General features: G+C 45.1%; 10 protein-coding genes. 3 read left to right on the top strand and 7 right to left on the bottom strand.

Annotation, left to right across the window (positions count from 1 at the left end):
• Positions 1–251: 251 nt before the first annotated feature.
• Positions 252–1,082: a prephenate dehydratase gene (gene pheA / locus B3K42_RS10085; RefSeq protein WP_110990978.1), complete on the bottom strand. Its 831-nt coding sequence runs from the start codon at positions 1,080–1,082 to the stop codon at positions 252–254.
• Between the two features lie 355 nt (positions 1,083–1,437).
• Between pheA and B3K42_RS10080 the strand changes: the two genes are divergently transcribed.
• Positions 1,438–2,283 (top strand): DUF4350 domain-containing protein, encoded by an 846-nt coding sequence (locus B3K42_RS10080; protein ID WP_110990979.1) that lies wholly within the window; start codon positions 1,438–1,440, stop codon positions 2,281–2,283.
• Between the two features lie 182 nt (positions 2,284–2,465).
• On the opposite strand, the gene B3K42_RS10075 is transcribed toward B3K42_RS10080, so the two are convergent.
• Genes B3K42_RS10075 through B3K42_RS10050 form a run of 6 tightly spaced genes read right to left on the bottom strand, consistent with a single transcriptional unit; the run spans position 2,466 to position 9,089 of the window.
• Entirely contained in the window at positions 2,466–3,908 is a 1,443-nt protein-coding gene (locus B3K42_RS10075; RefSeq protein ID WP_110990980.1) for a xylulokinase, read from the bottom strand.
• Between the two features lie 58 nt (positions 3,909–3,966).
• Positions 3,967–4,875 (bottom strand): sugar ABC transporter substrate-binding protein, encoded by a 909-nt coding sequence (locus B3K42_RS10070; RefSeq protein WP_110990981.1) that lies wholly within the window; start codon positions 4,873–4,875, stop codon positions 3,967–3,969.
• 14 nt (positions 4,876–4,889) lie between these two features.
• Positions 4,890–5,849 (bottom strand): ABC transporter permease, encoded by a 960-nt coding sequence (locus B3K42_RS10065; protein ID WP_110990982.1) that lies wholly within the window; start codon positions 5,847–5,849, stop codon positions 4,890–4,892.
• Complete coding sequence (locus B3K42_RS10060) at positions 5,846–7,333, bottom strand: sugar ABC transporter ATP-binding protein (RefSeq protein ID WP_110990983.1); 1,488 nt, start codon at positions 7,331–7,333, stop codon at positions 5,846–5,848. Before B3K42_RS10060 ends, B3K42_RS10065 begins: the two co-directional genes overlap by 4 nt.
• A complete protein-coding gene (locus B3K42_RS10055; protein ID WP_110990984.1) occupies positions 7,330–8,139 on the bottom strand; it encodes a BtpA/SgcQ family protein in 810 nt (269 codons plus the stop codon). Before B3K42_RS10055 ends, B3K42_RS10060 begins: the two co-directional genes overlap by 4 nt.
• Positions 8,136–9,089, bottom strand: a complete 954-nt coding sequence (locus tag B3K42_RS10050; protein ID WP_110990985.1) for a sugar-binding transcriptional regulator — start codon at positions 9,087–9,089, stop codon at positions 8,136–8,138. Before B3K42_RS10050 ends, B3K42_RS10055 begins: the two co-directional genes overlap by 4 nt.
• A 601-nt stretch (positions 9,090–9,690) precedes the next feature.
• Between B3K42_RS10050 and B3K42_RS10045 the strand changes: the two genes are divergently transcribed.
• Together B3K42_RS10045 and B3K42_RS10040 are read left to right on the top strand one after the other, a co-directional pair.
• A complete protein-coding gene (locus B3K42_RS10045; RefSeq protein WP_110990986.1) occupies positions 9,691–11,085 on the top strand; it encodes a DUF1254 domain-containing protein in 1,395 nt (464 codons plus the stop codon).
• 487 nt (positions 11,086–11,572) lie between these two features.
• The gene (locus tag B3K42_RS10040; RefSeq protein ID WP_110990987.1) at positions 11,573–15,781 is read left to right on the top strand and encodes an acyl-CoA dehydratase activase; all 4,209 of its coding nucleotides are present in this window, start codon (positions 11,573–11,575) and stop codon (positions 15,779–15,781) included.
• The last annotated feature ends 46 nt before the right edge of the window (positions 15,782–15,827 follow it).

The following is a 15,827-nucleotide window of genomic DNA, read 5'->3' as shown; positions in this document are numbered from 1 at the left end:
TGACAAATCAGCCAAAGGCGTTGCTCGCTTATACAACGATATATTGAAATAGCCGGCTGCCGGTTCTTTCTGCTTTGTGAGCATAATCATGAAGAAGGTGTAATCGCTGCCAAATAACCTTGGGTCATTATTGACAATAGGAATCGGCAAGAATTGGCGTGAAATCTTTGTCTAATTTTCTATTTCACAATAGTGCTTCTCAAGAACTTCAGCTCTTAGACTAGGCAGACTTGGAATATCTGTTGCCGGATTCACATCTCGCAGTTGGCCGAGCGATATGAACCCACGAACTTGAAGTAACTGCAGCGCCCGCTGATCGCTTCTACTGCTTCCCTTACATGTTTTCTGGCTACTGTTCCTTCAAAATCTACAAAGAATAGATAGTGCCACATCTCCTTCTTGAAAGGCCTTGACTCTATCTTTGTCAAATTCAGACCGCGGTTCGACAACTCACCAAGGACATTGAACAAAGCGCCGGGCGAATGTTCTGTGGTGAATATTATTGAGGTCTTGCATTCCCCAGAACATTCCATGGCCTCTCCTCCCATTAAGAAGAACCTAGTTGTATTTGTTTCGAGATCTTCGAAATTTCTCCTCAAGATATTCAGTCCATAGGTCTTGGCTGCTAACTCACTGGCTATTGCGGCCGTGAAGGGCATCTCTGAAGTTGCTAGGTCCCTGGCTGCACCGGCAGTATCATAATACTCCTTTGCCTCCATGCCCTCTTCTTCTATGTGTTCAGAACACTGCGCAAGCGCCTGGTGATGAGAAATCACGAATCTCACGTCCTCAATTTTCAGTCCTTCTGGCGCCATCAGGCAATGTTCAATTCTAAGCATGACTTCTGCATGGACGAAGAGCTCGCTTTCTATGAGGGCATCATATGCCGGAATCACGGTGCCAGCCAGCGAGTTTTCCACCGGCAGCATCGCGTAGTCTACCTTCTCTTCGCTTACAAGTTTCAGCATCTCCCGAAACGATCTGCATGGAATAGTAATGGGTGATTCCCCGGACAACTTTCTTATAGCCTGTTCTGAATGAGCGCCGTGTTCGCCCTGAAAAGCGATACTCTTTTTCTTCAAAGAACTCCCCCGATTAACAGATAGTTGTCTACCTCAATCGCGTAAAGTCTTACTGGCCTACAGAATCCAGATTCAGAATCTGGCTACAATCCATGATTAGGAGGCAGCACTGAGACGATAATCTACCTACATATATTATAGCTCAAAGAGTGCCACATGGTACTGTTACGGCCCAACAGAAAGACCTGCAAGTGCGACCGGATTTCCAGTTCTGGTAACACTGGTCAAGAGAGAATCTCGAAGACTTATTGGATTTAGTCTTGGTCATGTTAGCATTGAGAGCGAGTTTAAGTGCTCAGTATCGTTGCATTGGCAAATAAGAGTGAATTACCGGTTTCAAACCAGGAAGTATCCGATGAAGCGAATCATCTTTCTTTCTGTTTTGGTCTTAATCGTTCTAATGCTTACTTCATGCTGGCCCGGATCTTTTCCAATCGTTCCAAAAACTCTGTTGATAGACGACGTCCACAACAACTTCTACCATTCCAGTTCTACATTTGATTTTGAAGAAGAGTACGAGGAGCTCATCTCGGAATTCCAGATGAAGGGTTATTCTGTGAGCCTTGCATCGGATGTGGGGTTTCTTCCGGAAAACTATGGAACAGTCCTCATTGCAGTCCCCACGACACCATTTTCTGCTGCCGAGAAATCGAGTCTTTCGGCACTTCTCAGTCGCGGGGGAAAAGTGATTCTATTAGGAGAATGGTACGATTACTATGATAATGCACCCCTGAATGCCATTACCAGTTCAATCGGGGCAGATATTCAGTTCAACAACAACGAGCTTAAGGACAATATCAACAACTTTGACGCTGTTAATAGCTGGATCACAACAACCAAGTTCGAATCTCATCTTCTTACTTCCGGTCTTGGCAAAATTGCATTATTTGCAACTTGCTCACTAAATGTGGGTTATGATGCAGTCATAATCGCCAGAGCCGAGTCAACAGCATTCACACCAGTTGTATATGAAGCAAACTCAATGATGAGAACCCCTGCAGGCCCTTCTTTTTCGCAAGGTTCTGAATCTCAAGTAGTTATTGTAGTTCCATTTGCCGCGGCGGCAAATATCGGATTCGGGAAAGTCTTCGCAATTGGCGACTCTAACATCTTTTCAGATGATTCAGAGTTATATGTACCCGGAGATTATATCGACATTTTTGATAACAGAAGACTGCTTCGAAATGTAATTGATTGGTAGATTTTTGTGTCTCTTTGAAATCATTCTAACAGGCTAAGCGCAATCAAAGACGCACAAAACGAACAAAGTCCCGAATTTGCATTTGATCGGGGCGTTGCTTTCAAGCTTTTTTCGAAGAGATCGCTTAACAGAAGGACTAGCGAGCTTTCGAGGGAATGATTTCGCTCGGAAATTGTTGAGTTCTAAAAGATATCTTCTATTGACGAATACAGCTTCTCATACTTGGAGGAGAAGCTCTTGTACTCTGCGTTAAGTTCCAAGTCTGGCAGGATCTTGACTGCCTTGTTTCTTTCTTCCGTTACGGCGTCAAGCTTCTCGATATCTGAATAGTCACAATCTGCGGTCATGGCCATAAGAGCATCTCCGTATGATGCATCGATGTCCTTGAAGACGTGCAGTTCCCTTCCTGTTATGTTTGCCACAACTTGAAGGAGAAGACCGCAGGCTGCCATGCCCCCAAGAACATGAATTACTTGTGGAACATGTGATACTGTCTCCAATCTCCTTATCAATAGATCGATTTCGTAACCAAGACTCTCCAAAGAAGCTTTAATAAGTGATTGTTTGTCATTCGTTTTCTGAAGACCGAAAATCACACCCTTGGCTGACGGATTGTCGTAGGGAGCTCTAGCGCCATCGATGTATGGGAGAATTATGATCCCCGTTGGACCATAGTCACTTTCTCCGACAATCTCAGACTGGAGCAGCTCTCTCATCCAGCCGACAAATCTCCCTCCAGAGGAAGTGGCTGCACCAAGTCTAAATGTGCCCTCAAGAATTGATACGCCCGGAGCGAAACCATCTAGAAGATGGAATCCTTTGGTTGTAAATAACGTACTCGTAGTAGATCCAAAAACGACGACCAAATCACCGGGATTTATTCCGCCACAGGCCATCGCCTCTCCGTTTATGTCACACGCACCGGCAACGACCGGAATTGCTTCTTTCAAACCTGTCTCCCTAGATGAAGATGCATTTACGCTGCCGACAATGCTGAGAGGCCACGAAAGACCGGGGAACTTGTTCTCATCTAAACCCGCTTTTCTAATGATTTCTCTGGGTAAATCACGGGTTTCAAAATCAAGCAATCTTGTTCCGGCAGCCGTGGGGAAATCCCAAGCAGTCTTTCCTGTTAGGCGTCCAGAAACGAAGTTGTTGCTTTCAACGAAACGAAAGGTTTTCTCGTAGGTTTCCGGTCTATTCTCCTTTAGCCACAGCGTCTTTGGGATTACAGAATGGGTTGTAAACTCTCCTCCAAGATGATTCTTTAGGTATTCCTTCCCGAAAGAATTGTTCAGCCTTTCAATCTGATCTGTCGCTCTTGTATCTATTCCATATAGGATGGCGTTGTATAGGGGCCTCAATTCATTGTCAACCGGAACGAACGTACCACAAACTGAACTGATGCAGAGGCCTTTAATTCTCTTTACATCGTTGCCTCGACAGATAGATTCCAGAGCCTTCCCGAAGCCCAACCACCAGTTCTTTTCTGCCTCTACTTCAAAGAAACCCTCTTCCGGGCTTACGACAACACTTTCAACCCTGGATCGCCCTACAATATTCCCCTTTTCATCGAGCAGAGTTGCCTTTATTGAAGAAGTCCCCATGTCTACGCCAAGATACAAAACACTCACCTCAATCAAAAAACAGACGCCCGTCTTCACGGGCGTCTGTGCTTTTCAGTTACTCTGGAAGATTCGACTTGTCAATTAATGGAGCATCCGCGTATATTATCTTTCTTCCGGCCGCTTCTGCTGGGTCCATTCCCTGAACGATCTTGTCGATTATTTCTGCAGCCGTTGAAGCCATACCTTCGAAGGGTTGAGCAACCGTGGCCGTCATATTGCCACTTGCGATTCTTCTAAAGGTTTCTTCATTTCCATCGGCTCCGACTATCAGAGCGTCTGTTATTCCATATTCAGTGAGAACATCGGCCGCAGCATAAGCTAGCTGATCAAAAGCACACCAGACACCGTCAATCTCGTCCCCATACTTGAGGGCAAAGGTCTCCATTGCAGATCTAGTATCGTCCATAAACCTCGCGGATGCAACCACGCTGTATTCAGCCAGAACGTTTATTCCCGGGTATTCTGTTAGAACTACATCCAGAACGGATCCTCTTCTTCTGGTTCCGTAATGCTTCACAAACTTGATGACGATTATGTCGCCATTACCGCCTAGAGAATCCACGAGATAAGTGGACATCTTCGCTCCGATAACGAAGTTGTCTGAAGTGATGTCTGCAACTACTCCATCGACGTATCCGGAGTCGATTGTAATTACGGGAATTCCAGCGTCAAACGCCTTCTGAAGAGCATCGATAACGACATTTGGATGACCCATTGCCAAAACGATTGCGTCTACTTTCATCTGGACCAGATTCTCGATCTGAGTTGATTGTGTTTCATCTGATCCCATCGAATTCAGCTGGACAAGATCCCAGCCCTTTTCACTGCAGATTTTCGCGAATTCATTCAGAACTCTTGCCTGTGATTCAGAAGAGAAATTTGTCGCAATGAAACCAATCTTCACTGCAAGCATCGATGCCGAGATCATAATCGTTACTAATAGAACAGCAAACAACCTTTTCACTTTAACTGCCCCCTTTATTCTCCTTCCAGCTTCTTTGCCTGGATAGAAGTTATGGTAACCGAAAGAATTATTATTGCTCCCTTTGTAATATCCTGCATGTAGTAGGGCGCCCCTGCCAATGTCATTCCGTTGTTCAAGACACCGATCATAAGGGCCCCAATAAATGTTCCAAAAGGGCTGGCCCTTCCCACGCTAAGAACCGTCTCGCCAAGGAGTGCCGCAGCGAAGCCATCCATCATGAACCCCGTAGCTCCTTCAGGATTGGCCGCACCAAGTTTTGATGTCAGAAGAATTCCGGTGAATGAAGCGCCCATGCCGGAGAGGACCAAGGCGAGAGTCTTGTACTTATCAGTATTTACGCCGGCCAATCTAGCTGCCATCTTGTTCGCCCCTGTGGCCTGCATGTATTTGCCGATCTTCATGTTATTTATCATCAAATGCGCGGCGAATACTACTATGAGCATAATGATTACGAGTGACGGAATAGGCCCAATATCGCCCCTACCCAACGCAAGGAAAGATTCCGGCATCTTGCCGTAGAATGAAACTCCCTTTGTGTATGCGTAAATTAGTCCAGTAGCGATTATCCCCGTTGCCAGAGTGGTTATGAGAGAAGGGATTCCAACCTTTGTTACAAGCAATCCGGCGACTATTCCAAATGCCGCTCCAACGGAAAGCGATATGATGATTGCTAGGAGGGGATTCATTCCAGAGATGATTAGTCCAGCGACTATTACGCTTGTAAGACTCGCTACATGGGCAAATGATAAGTCGAGTTCCCCAACTATTAGACACATTGTGAAGCCTTCGGAAATAATTGCTAGAAGCGCAATCTGTCTCAAGATGTTCAGGAGGTTTCTCACCTGAATAAATCCGGAAACGAATGAAGCGAAAACCACAAATACAACGATCAGAGCGATTATCGTGCCGAACTTCGTTAGGATTTGCTGAAAATGAATCTTCTTTTCTGTCATGACTTCTTCTCCCCTATCATCAAGGCGAGGATCTCTTCTTCATCGAAAGGAGGAACAAACTCACCCAGTATCTTGAATCCCTTCATTACGTATATCCTGTCGGAGATCGCAACAAGTTCACGTAGATCGGAACTGATAAACCAGATCCCTGCACCACCCTTGGCAAGACTTCCCATTATATTGTAGATCTCGGTCTTCGCATCAACATCGATGCCCTGAGTTGACTCATCAAATATCCACACCGCAGCATTTTCTCCCATCCACTTGCCCACAGAGACTTTCTGCTGATTTCCACCGCTGAGAGTCCTTACGGATTGTTCGGGCGAAGTGACTTTGATTGAAAATCTCTTTATGGCCTTGCCTACGTATTCCTTCACGTCCTTTCGCACCGTGAATCCCATTTTAGATAGTGAAGAGAGATGCGGAACTACCAGGTTCTCCTTCACGGACATCTGAACGAAGAGACCTTCGGCACGTCTGTTTTCCGGTATCATGGCTATTCCCTTTCTTACACTCTGTCCGGACGACTTCGAGATGAACCGGTTTCCATTGAGAGTAATCTCCCCCGATTCGTACTTCACGCCAGAAAAGATCGCTTTGGCAAGTTCGGTTCGGCCGGCGCCGACGAGACCTGCAAATCCGACAATCTCACCCTCTCTAATCGAGAACGAGATATTCGAGAACTTCGATCGGCTGCTGGAATAGTCCTTCACAGAAAAGACTTCTTTACCTATCTCGGTTTTGGTTTTGGGGTACTGGTTTTCCAGGTCCTTCGATATCATCAGTGAGATCAACTTTCTCTCACTAACCTGATCTCCGTTTTCGATTGTAGATACTTTCTTTCCATTTCTTAGTACGGTTATTCTATCTGAGAGCTCAAGAACTTCCGAAAGATGGTGGGAGATATAGAGAATTGTCATTCCTTTTCCCCTCAAATCCCTGATAAGTTTAAAGAGTATCTCGATCTCCTTTATACTCAGGGGAGCAGTAGGTTCATCAAAAACGACTATCTTTGGATCTCTGAAAAGGACTTTCAGTATTGTGAGCATCTCCTGCTGACCGCTGCCTAGCTGCTTTGCAGGAAGATTCATATCAACATCGAGCTGATACTTGGATATGAACTCTCTTGCTTTCGAAATCATCGCTCTTCTCTTCAGGAACCCTGCCTTCGTCTCTTCTAAACCAAGGAAGAGATTCTGATACCCAGAAAAGTGCGGTACGAGTTCCCTTTCCTGATGAACTACGCCTATGTGCTTTGAGGCATCCTTCGGCGAATGGAAGTGCATCTCCTCTCCTTTAAGAGAAAAGTGGCCTGAGGTCGGTCTGTAGACTCCCGCGAGAATCTTCACCAGTGTTGATTTACCAGCACCGTTTTCGCCAACTAAAGAGTGGATCTCTCCGGCTTCAAGATCCATGTTGACGGAATCAAGAGCGACAACTCCAGGGAACTCCTTTGTCAGCTCTTGAATTTCAAGGATTTTCATGGCAGTTTCTCCCTCACAAACTTCGCCTTATCCATGAACTCCTTAGCCCTCTTCGGGTCTACTGGCTTAAATGTGTCACCATCTACTTTGACGCTAGTTCCCATGATTATGCCATCGCCTAACGTTAACATTTTTTTCACATTGTCTATTGTAGTTCCTGTGCCTATGATGACGGGTCTTCCCACTGACCCTTTTCTCGCCCCTATGAGATCCTGTTCCGGGATCTCGCTGCCTGCAGTTGTACCTGCAAGGCATACAGCATCTGCCAATCCGAACTTGACCGCTCCTCGCGCTATGTCCTCGAGCCTTCTTCCACCCAGTGGCTCGGTGTGACCGCTTATGTTTGCGAAAACTTTAAACTCCCCACTAATGGAAGTCTTCAGTCGCTGAAGCTTACCTGCGTCGGGATCGACTATTCCCCAATCGCCGACATAGACCCATGAAAGAAATATTCTCACAAAATTGGCTCTGACCGCGGTCCCTATAGAAATCGCCGCTTCGGGATCTGCCAATACTGAAAGTCCAAAAGGTCTTTCGACCGCCTTCGTGGCTTCGCTTATAAGTACACTCATCGCTGCAACAGTGACCATTGGAACGTTGGCTAGGTACGGCCTGTCTCCTTCATTGCTGAAACTCACACCGTCAAAACCCGCTTCGAGTAGGGCTTCGGTATCTCTCAGCGTGACGTCCATAATCTTCTTCATTCCACCTTTTGAATCATAGAGAGGTGACCCGGGAAGTGGCGGAAAGTGTACCATCCCGATTATTGGCTTCTTCACTCCAAACATCTCTTCTAAAACATTCACAATCCTTTACCTCCGTTTTCGAGAATATATTTACATGTCTCCGAATCGGTAACCAGATAATTCACGATTCCCTTCTTTATTGCAGCATTCACACTTCTAATCTTTCTGGAACCTCCTCCAATTCCAACTCTGTTCTTTATTCTCAGCAGCTTTTCGAAAGGAATGGCTATCATGCGGTGGTTGAAATCTATGTCCATCTCTTCTCCACTGCCGTCAATAATTCTTCCCACGATGTCCCCCACTGCACCCAATCCTTTGATCTCTTCAACGATACCGTTATGATCAACTATTGAGGGAAAAATGCTGCATTCGATCTCTGGTCCTATTGAAAATATCGCCGTATCGAGCTCATCCCACATCTGAGATATTGCGGAAATCTGCGGTTCGCTGAGAAAAACCCTCTTTGCTTCTTCACTGCTCACTATAGCCGGAGCAAGAAGAAGCTGGAAAGTACATCTTAGTATAGAGGCCATAGAACCGACCAATTTGTTCGTTTCGTTCTGAAGATTCTGCAGCCCCCATCCACCCATCAACGGTATAAGTTGAAGTCCTGGGACACTCTTCTCGCCGTCAAAAGACTCTATCATCTCACAAATGCTTCCTCCGGCACCAATTCCCACCTTGCACCCAGGTGAGACAACGTCAAAGAACAATTCACTGGTCTTCTTTCCCAGCAACTTCTTTATGTGCCAGTCGTCTCGATCGACAGGTGTCTCGACTACAATGGCTCCTTTAAGGCCATATTTACCTTTCAGAGCATCTTCCAACTGCGTGACTCTATTCTGGATATTTGTGATCTGAACCTTGACAATTCCACTTTCTATGGCTTCCTGGAGAATCCTAGATACCGTCGGAACAGAGATCTTGAGAGTCTCTGCAATTTCCCTCTGGGAACACTTCTTGAAGTAGTACAACTCAGAGATCTTTATCATTAGCGACGGCGAGTACATAAATGCCTCCTGCAAATTATTGCTGAAATTTGTTTCACACCAATTCTACATTTTGCTTTATTAACTTCAAAACGAGAAATGCGGAGCAATCTTCGATTAATCGATCTTAACCGCCCTTCTTCACTTATAATCATTAATCTTCGATTTTCCACGAGTTTGAATTTCGGTGAGAAAGAATTGAATCGAGTTTGCAGGGCTTAATCTTAAAGGGCAGTAAAGAGTCTTCCAGCATTGTAGCATCTGCATTCTCACACTTCTTGTTTAATGCTCAAATCTACGGCCTAACAATCAGGGTTTCTTCTTGAAGAGATGGCATGGCAAATGATTCGTAAATAGATCATTCCTTTCCCATTGTTTTGGTCGATTGAGGCGTGAAGTGAATCACTAATATTCTGGCTTTAGTGCAACGTAAACTCTTTTGTTCAATCAACAGTCTGACAGTTGTGGGGAAAATCACAGATTGTCTGCTTGATCTGTCAAGTGGCGTGGTAGATAACGCTTTAGCTCACGTTTAGCGTTTTTCGTTCGTTTGTTCCAGACAAAAGCTTAACAAGTGATTAGAGAACAATGCAAGAGAGACTATCTTACGGGGGATCGTCAAATGAATTTGAAACCTTTGATTCTGCTGTCTTTAGTACTTATTCTATTTACCTTCGTTTCAGCAAAAGCGGAAATGCCGACAAGCAACTACGAAGAAGCAAGTGAAGTTGCAAGGCAAGCGTATATCTTCGCTTTTCCTATGCTTGAGAACTACAGAACTATGGTTCTCCAGGCAGTTATTCCAAATTCATTCAACAAATTCGAACATCTTCAAGGATTACTGAGACCGGAGTTCGGAGAAATAGTAAGACCAAACAACGATACGTTGTTCTCGGCTGCATGGCTTGATCTGAGGAACGAACCGGTAATAATAGAGATTCCAAGCATCTGTGAAAGATATTTCTCAGTCCAATTCATCGATATGCACACACATAACTTTGCATATGCAGGAACCAGAACCACCGGTTGCAGGAAATTGACAGTAATGATCAGTGGCCCATCCTCTTTCGTTGAGATTCCCAACGAAATCGATGAGGTGTTCACCAGCGAAGGAAATTTCGTCTTCTGCATAGTAAGAATTTCCGTAAACCCTGAGTTAGAAGGTGATATCAATGCCGTCTCAAAGATTCAAGACAGCTTCAAAATCAGACCTTTTGGAGCCTTCCGCGGTAGTGAAACTTCTTCAGCTGTCGAACCGATAGCCTTTCCGCCGTTCAGTCAGGAAAAAGCTGAATCGGCAGGTTTCATTTCGTATTTGAACTTCCTTCTTGGACAGCTTGAGATACATCCATCTGAAAAGGCTCTTATTGAGCGTTTTGGTTTAATCGGCATAGGCCCAAACCTTCCATTTAATGAGAACAACTTGCAACCAGAGATGATCACCGCGATTGAAAAGGGAATTGAAGATGCGATGAGTATTATACTCCGGCCGTCTGAGAAGCTGGGAGTCACAAAGAACGGGTGGAATTTAACGAAACGGAAATTCGGAAATCGGCAGCAAATGCAGGGAAAATACGAGATTAGGGCGGCAGCAGCATATGTAGGTCTGTATGGAAACGATCTCGAAGAAGCATATTACACCATAAGCTACGTCGATGCCGACAATAAAGCATATGACGGCTCAAAGTACGATTACAAGATTCATTTTGAAAGCCGTGAAATACCTCCCATAGAACCCGGTGGATTCTGGTCCATTGCAATGTACGGTGATGACCAGTTCATGGTTCCCAACCCGATAGACAGATATTCCATTGGTGATCGGTCGAGATTGTCATTCAACGATGACGGGTCTCTCGACATCTATATCCAGCATGATTCGCCCGGCGCTGATCTCGAAAGTAATTGGCTCCCTGCTCCTAATGGACCTTTTTCTTTGTCCTTAAGAATGTATCTGCCTTCACCAAGGGCTCTTGATCCTCTATATTGTCCTCCAGGAGTGGAGAAAGAAAAACCGTGAGATTAGTCTGTTATGTCTTATGGTCTTTACCTACGGCTCTTCTTTTATATGATCTCTAAGTTACTACGGGCATTCGTAGAAGGTAGACTGCTGTCCAAGTCTTTTTGGAGAAAGCGCTTTTCAAAGGAATCTTTCTTGTTAGCGAAACCCCGTTCCTGATAGTTTTGCACTCATTTTTCTGACTCTCACCTTTCGATTATTATCCGATTTCATCTCTCAAAAACCTAATGGTAGAGAACTCAAATCTTTGATGATGAGAAGAAATGTGAAGGCTTGAAATGAAACAGATAACCTGGATAACACCCATGAAGTCAACGAAGTAGTTCCTGAGTGGAATTCATCCCTTTGAAGTGAAGATGAACTATCCAACGAAAAAGTCGGTTTCAAGAGCTGTAAATCATATAGGAAAAGGTCTTTTGTGATCTTAAAATACAACAATGCCTTACTATGCTATTATTAAACTGTTGAATGGTTTGAGGTGAACTTCTTGAACAGAATCGGACTTTGCATAGGCTCAAGCACAATTTCCTGGTATGATGGGCAAACACCCAGGCGACTCCTGCACGAAGGAAATCCACTGAAAGTACTCAAGAGCTTTCTTCCAGAGATTCTTGAAACAGGCTTGGTTGTAGCAACAGGAAAGAAGGGAAGAAAACTGTTGAATCTCCCCCAGATCCCCGAAGTTGAAGCTACTGAATTTGCCTACAAAGAACTGAAAAGCAAGTATGGAGATCATGAGGCAATTGTGAGCGTGGGCGGAGAGAATTTCACCCTGTATAAGCTCAACGATAAGGGAAACATTACTGCCGTCTTTACAGGCAGTAAATGCGCTTCAGGAACAGGTGAGTTCTTTCTCCAGCAACTGAAGCGAATGGATATCGGACTGGATGCCGCAAACGCAGTGGAAACAGACGAGATTTACGAGCTTTCTTCAAGGTGTACCGTGTTTTGCAAGAGCGACTGTACACATGCTCTCAATAAAGGAACTCCTAAAGAATCGGTTCTCAATGGTCTTGGAAAGGTCATGTCTGACAAGATCGGTGAACTCATGCACAAAGCTGGAGTAAAAAAGATACTTCTAGTCGGTGGAGTAACAAAAAACCGGCTTATGCTGAATCACCTGAAAGAAATCGCAGAAATTACCATACCAGATGAGGCTCTCTTCTTCGAGGCCTTCGGCGCTTATCTACATGCTAATATTCTCGAAGAAATCGAGATAGAGAAAGAAAGTGTCTTCAAGGAAGGAGTAATGACTTTCCCCAAGAACGAATCCCTTTCGAAGTTCGTCAACATGGTCGATTTCAGGGAGATGCCTTTCAAGACAGCTGAAAGTGGCGATTTTTGCATTCTTGGCGTGGACGTTGGCTCAACTACGACCAAGGCGGTGGTTATGAGAGCCAGAGACAATGCCATTCTAGCGAGTTCATATCTCAGGACTATGGGAGATCCAATAAACGCTACCCGCCAGTGCCTTGAAGAGATTCGTAGTTCACTCGATGTTCCTGTGGAGATAATTGGTCTCGGGGTCACCGGTTCCGGAAGGAAGATAGTGGGACTTTACTGCGAGACAAGCGCCGTTTACAATGAGATTATGGCTCACGCTAGGGCTGCCTCATTCTTCGATAGAGAAGTCGATACGATATTTGAAATTGGCGGCCAGGATGCCAAGTACACTTTCTTATCCAATGGCGTTGCCCTGGACTACGCAATGAACGAAGCCTGTTCTGCAGGTACAGGTTCATTTCTCGAAGAGTCTGCAAAGGAATCTCTAGACATAGATTACAGAGAAATTGGAGAGTATGCGCTTGAAGGTCAGTCTCCCCCAAACTTCAGTGATCAGTGTGCGGCCTTTATCAGCAGCGACATAAAAACGGCGATCAACGAAGGCATCTCTAGAGAAGATATCTGCGCGGGCCTGGTTTATTCTATCTGTCTGAACTACACAAACAGAGTAAAAGCAATGAGACCAGTTGGGAAAAAAGTCTTCATGCAGGGAGGTGTATGTCTCAATCAAGCTGTCCCCGTGGCAATGGCGGCAGTTACAGGAAAGGAGATAATAGTTCCTCCTCATCCTGGACTCATGGGCGCATTTGGTGTATCACTCATGGTTAAGGAAAAGCTTCAAGCGGGCCAGCTGGAAGAAGAGCGCTTTGAGCTGGGTGCCTTGATCTCAAAAGAAGTTCGCTATCTCAACACCTTCATTTGTGACGGTGGGGCAGAGAAATGCGACAGGAAGTGTCCAATCCGCATAATTGAAGTTGGAGGGAAGAAGTTCCCCTTCGGCGGCGCTTGCAACAAGTATGAAAATGTTCGTCTTAACCTTCCCATAAACAGAAACGAATACATATATACTACCGATAGAGAGAAAATAGTCTTTGAACCGCCAGAAGAAAAGGGCCTCGAGACTATAGGAATCAGCAAGTCTCTATCTATGAATACTCTCTTCCCCCTGTTCTCAAATTTCTTCAGCAGTCTCGGGTTCAGAATTGTCGTACCGGAAAAGTCCGACCCCAGGGGCTGGGATAGAAAGAAATCGGAATTTTGTTTTCCAGTCGAACTATCTCATGGTTATATTTATGATCTTCTGGAGAAGAATCCCGACTATTTCTTCATTCCAGCAGTCAAGGGCTTAGAGGTTTCGAATTCCGTTGAAAACTCGGTGTTCTGTCCATTTGTCCAGAGCGAACCGGACTGGCTAATGGGGAGTTTTGAGGAACTCAAGTCGAAAAGAATTTTGACAGATTTCTTCGATTTTTCGCAGGGTTTTGAGAAAGAGAAGGAGAAGTTCGTCTTACTTGCGAAGTCACTGGGAAGGAATCGCAAAGAAGCTTTGACTGCCTTTTCCAATGGAGTTAAATCCTACGAAGACAGTGTAGGAAGGATAAAGGAAATCGGAGACAGATTTCTTGAGAATCTAAAGAAATCGGACTTCGGTGTCGTTATCTTCGGCCGAGCCTACAATGCCTTTTCCAGTGACGCCAATATGGGAATCCCAGAAAAACTCGCTTCACGCGGAATTCCTGTCGTAACTTTTGACGCTCTTCCTTATGAAAACGAAAGATCGTATGAGAAGATGTACTGGGCCTGGGGCGAGATGAACTTGAAAGCGGCCAGATATGTAAAAAACAATCCAAAGCTATTCGCACTCTACATTACTAACTTCAGCTGTGGACCTGATTCGTTCTTAATCTCCTTCTTCAGAGACATTATGGGGAAAAAACCATCCCTGATTTTGGAACTGGATAGTCATACGTCAGACGCTGGAGTGGAGACAAGGATCGAAGCCTTCGCCGATGTAGTCAGAAGCTCCCTCGAAAGGAAGATGGAGTTGGGCGAGAACAAACGGGTGAAGCGGCCAAAACTGCTGACGAACAACGGGACATTCAGTATAGAGCTGCAGGACGGAAGACACATACCCATTACAGATCCTTCGGTCAAAGTAGTCGTTCCCACCATGGGCGAGTTTGCGGCTCAGCTCATGGCGGCGGCATTCGAAAAGGTCGGTATCAACACTCAAGTTCTCTCGAGACCGACTGAACTGGAGTTTCAACTTGGAAAATCCAACTCATTATCTAAGGAGTGTCTCCCTTTTCACCTGACTCTGGGAAGTCTTATTCGTTATCTCGAGGAAAACAAGGACGACGAAAGCATAATCATGTACTTCATGCCCGATACTCGCGGCCCTTGCCGATTTGGGCAGTACAGCAATTACATAGATCTTTGGCTAGACAAGAACAACGCGAGTAATGTTCTCCTGTTCTCTCTCAATTCTGAAAACGGTTATGCGGGCATAGGACTCAAGGCAAAATTGAGAATCTGGGCGAGCATGATTATTGCCGACGAATTCTGCAACGTTGAAAATGCCTTGCTTACACTGGCATCCGACAGAGATGAGGCAGTCAAAGCGAGCAAAGAGGCCCGCAAGATTATACTTGAGAGTGTCAAAAGAGACTCCTTTAGCGAAATGGCCAAGAAACTGGAGGAGATTTGTGAGAATATCTCTCACATTCCTCTAAAAAGCGATTTCGAAAGTGCACCGAAAGTCCTTCTCTCGGGAGAGATTTACGTCAGGAATGATGAATTTTCCAGGAAGTCTCTGGAGCTATTCTTTGCTGACAACGGAATAATCATGCATGCCTCTCCAATCGAAGAATGGATATATTATCTCGACTACATTCTGCTGAAGAGATACGTACCGACCGAACTCGGTCCGCTCAAGAGGGGAACGAAACACGTTGAAATCCTTGTAAAACAGGCATTCGAAAAAAGAATCAAGAAGATTCTTGAAAAGAGTGGACTGTACAAATCACACTTCGTCGACATAGAGTCCATGGTAAACACTTCTAAGGACTTCTTGAATCCGAAGCTTACCGGAGAGGCAATACTGACTCTTGGGGCCGTTTTGTTCGAATCGATAGATGCTTACGATGGAGTTATTTCTATAGGCCCATTTGGGTGTATGCCTACAAGGATCGCCGAAGCTGTTGCTGAAAGAGGTCTGGAACACCTGAGAGAAAGCTCTAGCAAACTCAAGAGGGAGATCTTCAAGATCGCTGGCAACATTCCGATTCTCTTCTTTGAGTCCGATGGGAACCCGTTCACTCCAACGATAGAAAGCCGACTTGAATCGTTTGTGGTGCAGGTGAAGAGAGTTAAATCACTTTCGATGGAACTGGAAAGTCAGGAATTCAAATAATACTCGAGAGATAAGATCTGCGTTGTGATATGAATGATCCATAATT

Source organism: Mesotoga sp. UBA6090 (genome assembly GCF_002435945.1).
Lineage (GTDB): Bacteria > Thermotogota > Thermotogae > Petrotogales > Kosmotogaceae > Mesotoga.
The sequence above is the reverse complement of the archived record's forward strand: the minus strand, read 5'-3'. Positions and strand labels throughout refer to the sequence as shown.